Source organism: Kitasatospora sp. NPDC007106 (assembly GCF_040634455.1).
Classification (GTDB): Bacteria; Actinomycetota; Actinomycetes; order Streptomycetales; family Streptomycetaceae; genus Kitasatospora; species Kitasatospora arboriphila.
The window spans coordinates 1-8,691 of record NZ_JBEYFP010000227.1; the positions used below are offsets into that span (position 1 = coordinate 1).

An 8,691-nucleotide genomic window follows, 5' to 3' on the forward strand; every position below is an offset into this window, starting at 1 on the left:
TGCGGCTCGCGCGGCCTGGGCCACCAGATCTGCACCGACCACGTCCGGCGGATGGAGGCCGTGATGCACCGCCGGGGGATCTCCGTCCCCGACCGGCAGCTGGCATGCGCCCCGGTGGACTCCCCGGAGGCCCGGGACTACCTGGGGGCGATGGCCGCCGCGGCCAACTACGCCCGCGCCAACCGCCACCTGCTGGCCGACGCCGCCCGAGCGGTGTTCCGGGAGCACACCGGCCACGGTCTGGACCTGCTCTACGACGTGTCGCACAACCTGGCCAAGCTGGAACGCCAGGAGGTGGACGGAGAGCGCCGACTGCTCTGCGTCCACCGCAAGGGCGCCACCCGGGCCCTGCCGCCGGGCCACCCGGACCTGCCGGCCGACCTCGCCGGGGCAGGGCAGCCGGTCTTCGTCCCCGGCACCATGGGCACGGCGTCCTACGTCCTGGCGGGGGTGCCGGGGAACGAGGCGTTCGACTCCTCCTGCCACGGTGCGGGCCGGGTCTGGAGCCGCCACCGCGCCCAGCGCGAGATCGACATCCGCCACCTGCGCGCCGAGCTGGTCGCGGCCGGCGTGTCGGCCCGCCCGACCTCGTGGCGCAGTGCGACGGAGGAGGCGCCGGAGGCCTACAAGGACGTCGACGCCGTCGTCACCGCCAGTGAGCGCAACGGGCTCAGCCGCATCGTTGCCCGGCTGGTCCCGCTCGGGGTGCTGAAGGGGTGACGGGCCGAAGGGCGCGCCGTACGCGGCCTCGACGACCGTCGCCGGTCGCGCGGACGGTGCCGCACGGGGACGGACACGACGACTCCTCGCGAAGAACGCCCGGCGGGCGCCGGGGACCCGGTCCGAGACGGACCGTCAGACTCCGTGGTCGTAGACCACGGTGACCGGGGCGTGGTCGGACCAGCGCTCGGCGTGGGCCGCGGCGCGTTCGTCGGTGGCGTCGGTGGCGCGGGCGGCCAGGCCGGGGGAGGCGATGTGGTAGTCGATGCGCCATGCGGCGACGTTGTCGACCATGCTGACGGGACGACGATTTCGGCTCGGCCTGCCGCGGCTTCACCGCCCTCGCCGTGGCCGGCGTCAGTGGCAGCACCACGAATGCCGGCACGAACACCACCCACGACGAACCGCAGGGGCCCGGGCAGGCGAGCCAACGCGAGGGAGGAGCGGGACCTACGCTGCACCCCGGGCTTCGGTCCGGAGACAGCGCAGCGGCCGTGGCCGGGTGAATAGTCCGGGCCCGCGGTGGACCTGCTCGGCCCCTGTACGGTCACTCTGCCGGTGGAGAGGCTCATCATCGGTCGACCGTCGTCGGCGACCGGTGCCGCCCCTGGCGGTGATCCGTGGCTCGGGCAGCCCGGCGGTGTCCAGGATCCGCCGGGAAGAGGCGGCGAGCGCGCCGAGGTCCCCACTGCCCAGACGTACCGCGCAGCCCTCGTGTAGTCCGAGCTCGTGCAGCATTCGGGCGGCCATCGCGACACCGGTCTCGGTGTCGTAGGTGTGAACCAGGAAGCGCACGGGCGGCAAGCCGGTTCATGACCGAACCGCCCCTGGCCGTCCGCACCCGCCGGTGGTCGCCGCTGCGGCGTCGACGAACTGCACGGGCAGGTGCGGCAGTGGCGGTGCCGTGCCGTGGTGGCGCATTCCGGGTTTCGATGCTGCGGAACGGAGACGGAGGCCCTCCGTGTTGGAGGGCCGGCCTCCCCTGCGGCAGGGCCCCCGGATCACGGAGCGGCAGAGGTCATGGACATGAGTGAAGAGCGGCCAGGATCAGGTGCTGAAGGACCGCCGCCGAGACCGAGCTGCGGGCCCGCCGGGGTGCGGGGTACGTGCTGTTCCCGGGTCCGGGAGTGTGTCGCCGGTGTTCCCGGGGGTCGGCGCGGTGGGCGGGGTGCGCAGGGCGAGGACGGCGAGGTCGTCGCGTCCATCGCCGAGGTGGGCGTCGGCCAGGGTCCGGCACAGGTCTTCGAGGGGCAGAGCGGCGTGGGCGGCGGCAACCTGCGCAAGGGCGGTGAGGCCGGCGTCCAGGGGGCGGTGGGGGTGCTCGACCAGGCCGTCCGTGAAGAGCACGAGGGTGGCGTTGCCGGGCAGGGGGCGCTTGTGGTCGGGGCGGGGCACGTCGGGGTCGACGCCGAGGGGCAGGCCGGGGTCGGCGTGCAGGTAGCGGGCGGTGCCGTCGGGGCCGATCAGGAGCGGTGGCGGGTGTCCGGCGTTGCTCCAGTGGAGTGTCCAGCCGTCCTCGGCGGGTTCGATGCGGGCGAGGCAGGTGGTGGTGATCGTGTTGTCGGTGATCGCCTGGAGGGTGCGGTCGAGCTGTGTCAGGACGCCGCTGGGCGGGGTGCGGCGGTCGTAGAGGAGGGCGCGCAGCATGTTGCGGGTCTGGGCCATGGTGGCGGCGGACTTCAGGTCGTGTCCGGCGACGTCGCCGATGACCACGGCGCAGGCGCCGTCGGGGAGCATCAGGGCGTCGTACCAGTCTCCGCCGACGTGGTCCGGGGTGGCGGCGGGGCGGTAGACCGCGGCGACGGAGAAGGGCGCCACATCGGGCAGGCGGGGAAGGAGGAGGCGCTGGAAGTACTCGGCGCTGGCGCGGACCTGCCGGTAGAGACGTGCGTTCTCGATGGCGAGGCCGGCCGCGCCGGCGAGCGCCACGACGATGTCCTGGTCGTGCCTGTCGAAGGGCTGTCCGTCGCGTCGCTCGCAAAGGTAGAGGTTGCCGTAGACCCGTCCGCGTCCGGTGAGCGCCACCCCGAGCAGTGTCCGCATCGGCGGGTGGCCGGGCGGGAAACCGACCGCGTCCGGGTGGGCGCCGATGTCCGCGACACGCAGGGGTTCGGGGTGGTCGATGAGGTGTCCCAGGAGTCCGCGCCCGTGCGGAAGGGCGACCCCGGCCAGGGCTGCGACCTGCTGCTCGCTCAGCCCGACGGGGATGAACTCCTCCAGGTGTTCGCCGTCCTCGCTGAGCACGCCGAGTGCGCCGTAGCGGGCGTCGACCAGGCCCATCGCGGTGGTGATCACCCGGCGGAGCACGACCGGCAGCTCCAGCTCCCGGCCCACCGCGATCACTGCGTCCAGCAGGTCCTGGAAACGGCGCTGGGTGTCGGCCAGGTCCCGTAGACGTCCGACGATCCGGTCCATCTCGTCATCGATCCGGTGGCTGCGGTCGGGAACGTCCGCCCACCCGGCCCCATCCTCCGGATCCACTGGCCCACCTACGATTCCTGTGCTGGTGGACCCGTACCTCCGACGCGTTGCGCAACCGGAGGCCGGACGCCTCGGCGCGTCCTGTTCTCAACCGTAGGCAGGCCCGTTGCCGACCGCGACTGCGACCAGTGCGGCCGCATCCTCAGCTACGGCGGCATCACTCGGACGGTCTCCCTCCGTGGTGTCGCCCGCGGCGCTGGACTCGGGCGGACTCCGTTGTGCTCCTGCGCCCGCCCAGTAGCGTGCGAACATGTCCTCCGCTCGGCCGCGTCGTCAGCGGTGCCACCGTCGTTCCTCCGTCATCCGGCGCCGGATGACGACCAGGTCGATCACCGCGACGGCGGTGGACACGGCGCACAGCACGGCGAGGCCCGAGTAGAACGCACGGTCGGCGCTCGGTGCGGGGAGTGCGTTCGTCGCGAGCAACGTCAAGACGATGGTCCCGAGCAGGAAGAAGGGGACGGCGGCGGCGGCCGACCGCCGCGCGCGGGCCACCGCCCGACGGGCGCGGGCAGGTGAACCGGATCGTCAGTACTCGGAGCCGCTTCGCAGGTAGGTGCCCGCGACTTGGAGCCACGCTCCGGGGCTGAAGCAGGCCTCGATCCGGTGGGGCGTGTCCTCGAAGACCCGCAGGACGCGCAGCGCACCGCTCGGGTGCAGGTCGTACTCGAAGGTGACGCCGTCGTCCGTGCCGTCCTCGTACTGCAGGTCCAACGGCCCCTTCGACGGCTCCGCCGGCGCCCGGGCGTCGGCCGAGAGCTTCACGTAGACGGACATCTCTGCGTCCCGCCTTCCCGTCTGTCCCGAGGAGTCCGGCCTGTGGGGCCGGTCCTCAGGTCGCTTCGCCCGGTGGCTCGGAGCCGCTGCCGGTGGTGACGAGGATCTGCCGTGCCGAGTCGGTTCCGCCGGCTTCGACCGCGCGGGCCATCGCGGCCAGCGCCGCCTCCCGGCTCGTCTGCGGGGGGACGACGAGCAGGCTGAAGTGATCGCGGTCGCCCCGAGTGACGATCACCGTGTCGTCGCCGACCGGGTACCGGTCGATGTGCACCGACCGGCCGTCGACGAGCAGCCGGGCCGGCACGTCGTCCCAGGCTTCGGCGTCCAGCCCGATGCTCACCACGGAGCCGAGATGTTCGGTCAACGCCCTGACCAGACCGGGTAGTTCGGCGCCGACGTTCCGTGAACGCGGCCACCACGCGCCGTCCAGCGCGCCCTCGCGCGACTGTGTGGTCTCCAGACGCAGCAGGGCCGTCCCCGGCTTCGCGGCCTGCCGGAACCGGTCCGGCAGAGGTCCCGGGAGCGCAGCACCGGTTTCATCCGACATGGCTCGCCACCTGTCCGTGGACACACACCAGCCCCACCGAACGAGGGCCGACCGTCGGGGAGCGGCGGCCGGGCCGCCCCGATACCCCCACGCTACTCCGCCCGCACCGCGTCACCCCGACCGACCGGGCGGGTGCCGGCCGGACATCGACGAGGCAGTCCTGAACGCCCTGCGGGCAGCGCGGGCCCGTCCCGGGCAGTCGCCTGGCTGCAAGCCGCCGAGGCCGGACGCGGCATACCCGCGTCACGTGCCCTTCGTACCCCCATGCGACCGTGGCCTCGGGCGTCGAGATCGTGCGGGGCCGAGGAAACGTGCACGACCCCGCCCGGACGTGCGCGCTACGGCCACTCTGCGTGCCCGGCGGCGAAGCTCTTCGATCCGCCCGCTTCCCAGACATCGGCGACAACGCGTGCCGGTCGCATCGGGCCCGGATCGTCCCCGCCCTGCCTCACGGCCGTGTCGACCAGGAACTCGGCGTACTCCTGCGCAGTTCCGTCGAAGTCGCCCTCGGCGTGCTCCCCATGCCGCGTGGTGATCTCCACGTCTTCTTCGGAGAGCACACGCACACGCGATCGGTACTTCGCCATCTCGCCCTCCGACTGGGGCTCCCTCGCTGCTTGACGAGGGCCCCGGTGACCTGGTCCCAAGCCCACGGCGAGGCTCGGAGCCTCGCGTCTAGGAAGCGGGCTCGCCCCAGTTGACGCGTTCTACGGCATGAGGCGGGAACGACACGCGAGATCCGTCCTCCTGAGTGACGTGCACCCATCCGCGCTCGTCGATGCGAACAATGCCCTTGACCGACTCGCCCAGCGCAACGCCGGGGCTGACGTATCCCGCCCCGTGGGCCAGATGCACCGTTCCGGGGCCCGCCTCAAGGCCTGCCATGACCCGATTGTCCAAGTGCGATCCCGGGTCCACCACCGGAGCCCCGTCATGCCGCCCACCCGTCCGACCTCCAGGGCCCGCCCAAGGGGCCCGGTGTCCACCTCCGTGCCCTGGTAGGCCCGGGGCCAACCGCCCGGTGCGCCCGCCTGCATCCGAGCGGAGCGCTGCGGATCCTGGGTGCCTTCGAGGACGTTCCGCACGTGGTCGAGGCGTACGTCGGCCCCGTGGCGTGGCTCCAGGTCGCGGGCACCTTGTGCGCGGAGCGGTTCCCCCGTACTGGCCGCGGACTATCGGCACTGCGGCGCATCTCAGCGGTTAGCGGAGCGGCCGCCGTGCCGGAACCGGACGGCGGAGATGACCATGGCGATGATCAGTACGGCGATTCCGATGAACAGCAGGTAGAGCAGGCCGTGGGCAACCACGCCGACGATCCCGAGCACGATCGCCAGGATGATCAGGAACAGCACCAGTGCCATCGTCGGTCTCCTTCGGTGTCTGCCCGGTGCTATCGGCGTGCCAGGCGGCGTTCACCGCCCGCGCCCGGCGCGTAGTCCAGTTCGTAGTGGGCGAAGATCGCCGCCTCGTCCTCGACCGGCAGTATGCCGTCGGTGCCGATCGCCGGCGCCTTCTTGACCCGGCTCCTGGGCCAGGCGACCTGCAGATGGCCCGGCCCGACCCGCGCGTCGGCGAGGGGGACGAAGACCAGACGGCGGCGTGTGGGCAGCCCGACCGTGACGGTGGCGAACGAGGGCCGGTCCGTCGCCGTGTCGACGTAGACGGACTCCAGCGTGCCGATCTTGCGGCGGTCGGCATCCACCACGTCGTGGCCGCGCCATTCCCGGATGTCACCCGCTTCGAACATCAGCAGCCTCCGATGTCTGTGGGCGTCTCCCATTCTCCCGTCGGCGCGTGCCGCCGCCACCTGCCTGATGAGCCGACAGGGTGTGACTCGGGTACGACCACCGGCCGCGCCTTCGGCACCGGTGGACGTCTACTGTGAGGCCGCCGCGGTGCAGGTTTCGTGTGGCCCACTCGGCGGCACGTGTCCGGGCGAGGTCCGCGCACCTGCCCGCTGGTTCCGGGGTGCTGTGGACGCGCGGGCCGACAGCGGGAAGTCGGGGGCGGGGCCGGTGGCGAACGGCACGGTGCCGTCCGCCGCGATCGTTGTCATCCCCCGGCGCGCGGGTCCGCGGTCGGCACACCCGCAGCTGTCAGGAGGTCGGTGCCGGTGCGGGTGTTGGCCGGGTCGGACGCCGCCGTCATCAGCCACTCGGCGGCGGAGGCCTCGGCCTCGGGGGGAATCACCAGGAGCTCCAGGCGGAGCGGGACGAAGGAGCAGACCATCACCTCGTCCGCGTCCTGCTCCTGTTCGAACCATCCGACGTGGATGACGTGGCCTTCGACCGGGACCCGCCGGGGGATGACCGGCCAGTGCGTCGGATTCACGGTGACACGGGTGATCTTCCCCCATGTGGGGTCCAGTGCTGCCGCCAGCGGGGGGAGTTCGCGCAGGAGGTCGTGCGAGCGGGGCCACCAGGCTCCGTCCAGTCGTCCCGGGGTGGCGCCCTCCGGTGTCAGTGAGAGGCGCACCGGCGGTTCCGGCCCAGGGGGCCGGGCAGCGGTGGGATCGGAGGTCGCGGTCATGTGGAACACCCGCCCTGGGCTCGTTGGTGCGGACGGCCTGGTGCCGGCGTCTGGCACTGCGGGAATCCTGCAGGCCGTTGACGGTGCATTCTTCCACCGTACTCCGGCCGGGCCCGGCCTCCGGGCGAGGAAGGGGGCGGTCGGTGGGTTGCTGCCGGCCGGGCTTCGTCGCCGTGAAGGCCGGATCGGCGAGCTTCGGCGCATCTCGTGGGCCCGGTCCAGGATCCGCCCCAGCAGCCGATCACCGAATCCTCTTGACCGGTCCGCGGCCGCTCCGCGGTACCTCCCGCGCGAAATCCGCCATGCGCGCCACGGTTCCCTGCAGGGCTTCCCCCGTCCCGGCACGGCGCCGGCCCTCACCCGCGACGCTTCAGCCAGGACGGATCTTGCCGCTGCGGGGTGCGGCCCAAGGTATTTGGCGTATGACCTTCCTGGTTGAACGTGAGGGTGCGGTGATTTTTGAAAATAATTATGCGCACGAGGTGCTCGGATTCCAGTGGCGCGGAGTATTCTGGAAAGTGCCGGGAGAAGTTACCGGTAGGACGATCGCGAGGAGGCGAATATGTGGATCCTTGAGGCAGGATTCCTGACTCTGCGACTCGCGATCGCAAAAGTGTCCGCCCTTTCGGTGGGAAGATCGTAGGGCGACGGAGGCGTGGATTCAGATCCTGTTGTCCCGGTCGGTGTGACGTTTGCGCAGGCCGGAAAGGCCGCCTCCGCAGCGATGCGGGGGCGGCCTTTTGTGGGGCGACTGAGCGCCGTGGTCTGCGTGCAGTGGTCCGCGCAGGATGCCCGCAGCCCTCGCCGAGTTTCTCGACCCTGCTGGTCGGGGCTCCGAGGAGGCGGCAGGTCGCGACCATGCTGATCAGCGCCTGCTCGGCCCGGCGTCGCCGTTCCAGGAGCCGGCTGGGGAAGTAGGTGCCCGAGCGGACCCCGGGGACGGCCGGGCCGATCGCGCCGACTCGGATGCCCCGGTCGCGATTGCGTTATCCGTTACGGGAGTTGACACGTTCCTCGCTTGGCCTGCGGTACTCGCCGCCGCAGGTGCGGTCGACGTCGGCGGACATCGCCGCGTCGGCGAACGTCTTCGCCATCGCGCGCAACAGGTCGGGACTCGCCGAGGTCAGGTTCTCCTCCAGGGGTGCGGCGGGCGGCAGACTGTCCGGTGCGGTCATTGTGTTGGTCTCCTCTTCGTGACGTCAGACATCTCGTTAAGGATCAACCGGTGGCCGTTCTTGCGTTCTCAGGCGACGGCCATCACCGGGACGAAACCCCGGGAACGGGCGGAACCCGCACACCACTTCCCACTTCCCCGGGCGCAACCCACGGTCAAGGGCCGGCCGCCGGGCTGCCGCCCTCGGCGCAAACGGGCGTCGAGTGGGTGTCGCTCACGAATCGGCCGCGACGGTGCGTGGGCCCTCGCCTTCGCCGTTTCAGCGCACGTCTCACGCGCGGGAGTTCCTCGTCGAGCAGTCGGCCGACCGGTGCGCCGCCGAGGACGACGACTCCCACGCCGACCAGCCAGGACTGGATGACCAGCACGGACCCGAACGAGCCGTAGGTGACCATGTTGGAGGCGATCAGCGGCGAGAAGACGAGCCGGGAGAGAACCGAAGAGCTCACGTCTGAACACCAGA

Annotated in this window: 12 protein-coding genes and 2 pseudogenes; 1 reads left to right on the forward strand and 13 read right to left on the reverse strand. The window is 71.7% G+C overall.

Annotated features, from left to right (window positions below; all coding sequences use genetic code 11):
- On the forward strand, positions 1-720 hold a 720-nt coding region (locus ABZ641_RS18715; RefSeq protein ID WP_359983125.1), incomplete at its 5' end, for an RtcB family protein.
- 135 nt (positions 721-855) lie between these two features.
- Here ABZ641_RS18715 and ABZ641_RS18720 read toward each other — a convergent pair.
- The 13 genes and pseudogenes from ABZ641_RS18720 to ABZ641_RS18780 all read right to left on the reverse strand — a co-directional run.
- Positions 856-1,008 (reverse strand): annotated as a pseudogene (locus ABZ641_RS18720) (exodeoxyribonuclease III); the annotation flags it as partial.
- Positions 1,009-1,767: 759 nt separating this feature from the next.
- Positions 1,768-3,135: a GAF domain-containing SpoIIE family protein phosphatase gene (locus ABZ641_RS18725; protein ID WP_359983138.1), complete on the reverse strand. Its 1,368-nt coding sequence runs from the start codon at positions 3,133-3,135 to the stop codon at positions 1,768-1,770.
- A gap of 339 nt (positions 3,136-3,474) precedes the next feature.
- Positions 3,475-3,627, reverse strand: coding sequence for a hypothetical protein (locus ABZ641_RS18730; RefSeq protein ID WP_359983127.1), 153 nt, complete (start codon positions 3,625-3,627; stop codon positions 3,475-3,477).
- A 102-nt stretch (positions 3,628-3,729) separates the two neighbouring features.
- Positions 3,730-3,978: a hypothetical protein gene (locus ABZ641_RS18735; RefSeq protein ID WP_346140851.1), complete on the reverse strand. Its 249-nt coding sequence runs from the start codon at positions 3,976-3,978 to the stop codon at positions 3,730-3,732.
- 55 nt (positions 3,979-4,033) lie between these two features.
- A complete protein-coding gene (locus ABZ641_RS18740) occupies positions 4,034-4,525 on the reverse strand; it encodes a DUF5994 family protein (protein ID WP_359983130.1) in 492 nt (163 codons plus the stop codon).
- A gap of 338 nt (positions 4,526-4,863) precedes the next feature.
- Positions 4,864-5,112, reverse strand: coding sequence for a hypothetical protein (locus tag ABZ641_RS18745; protein WP_359983133.1), 249 nt, complete (start codon positions 5,110-5,112; stop codon positions 4,864-4,866).
- 88 nt (positions 5,113-5,200) lie between these two features.
- Positions 5,201-5,410, reverse strand: coding sequence for a hypothetical protein (locus ABZ641_RS18750; protein WP_344626498.1), 210 nt, complete (start codon positions 5,408-5,410; stop codon positions 5,201-5,203).
- Positions 5,411-5,718: 308 nt separating this feature from the next.
- On the reverse strand, positions 5,719-5,886 hold the full coding sequence (locus ABZ641_RS18755) for a hypothetical protein (protein ID WP_344626499.1): 168 nt from the start codon (positions 5,884-5,886) through the stop codon (positions 5,719-5,721).
- Positions 5,887-5,915: 29 nt separating this feature from the next.
- Positions 5,916-6,272: a PRC-barrel domain-containing protein gene (locus ABZ641_RS18760; protein WP_344626500.1), complete on the reverse strand. Its 357-nt coding sequence runs from the start codon at positions 6,270-6,272 to the stop codon at positions 5,916-5,918.
- A 305-nt stretch (positions 6,273-6,577) separates the two neighbouring features.
- On the reverse strand, positions 6,578-7,000 hold the full coding sequence (locus ABZ641_RS18765; protein WP_344626501.1) for a DUF5994 family protein: 423 nt from the start codon (positions 6,998-7,000) through the stop codon (positions 6,578-6,580).
- A gap of 410 nt (positions 7,001-7,410) precedes the next feature.
- Positions 7,411-8,022, reverse strand: coding sequence for a transposase (locus ABZ641_RS18770; RefSeq protein WP_359983141.1), 612 nt, complete (start codon positions 8,020-8,022; stop codon positions 7,411-7,413).
- Positions 8,023-8,040: 18 nt separating this feature from the next.
- Positions 8,041-8,229, reverse strand: coding sequence for a transposase (locus ABZ641_RS18775; protein ID WP_344626502.1), 189 nt, complete (start codon positions 8,227-8,229; stop codon positions 8,041-8,043).
- Positions 8,230-8,383: 154 nt separating this feature from the next.
- Positions 8,384-8,691: pseudogene (locus ABZ641_RS18780) on the reverse strand (hypothetical protein); the annotation flags it as partial.

Excerpts from the sequence above, each read along its gene's own strand:
- ABZ641_RS18745 (WP_359983133.1), bottom strand. The coding sequence starts at position 5,112 with ATGGCGAAGTACCGATCGCGTGTGCGTGTGCTCTCCGAAGAAGACGTG.
- ABZ641_RS18760 (WP_344626500.1), bottom strand. The coding sequence starts at position 6,272 with ATGTTCGAAGCGGGTGACATCCGGGAATGGCGCGGCCACGACGTGGTG.
- ABZ641_RS18725 (WP_359983138.1), bottom strand. The coding sequence starts at position 3,135 with ATGGACCGGATCGTCGGACGTCTACGGGACCTGGCCGACACCCAGCGC.
- ABZ641_RS18755 (WP_344626499.1), bottom strand. The coding sequence starts at position 5,886 with ATGGCACTGGTGCTGTTCCTGATCATCCTGGCGATCGTGCTCGGGATC.
- ABZ641_RS18775 (WP_344626502.1), bottom strand. The coding sequence starts at position 8,229 with ATGACCGCACCGGACAGTCTGCCGCCCGCCGCACCCCTGGAGGAGAAC.
- ABZ641_RS18750 (WP_344626498.1), bottom strand. The coding sequence starts at position 5,410 with ATGGCAGGCCTTGAGGCGGGCCCCGGAACGGTGCATCTGGCCCACGGG.
- ABZ641_RS18740 (WP_359983130.1), bottom strand. The coding sequence starts at position 4,525 with ATGTCGGATGAAACCGGTGCTGCGCTCCCGGGACCTCTGCCGGACCGG.
- ABZ641_RS18735 (WP_346140851.1), bottom strand. The coding sequence starts at position 3,978 with ATGTCCGTCTACGTGAAGCTCTCGGCCGACGCCCGGGCGCCGGCGGAG.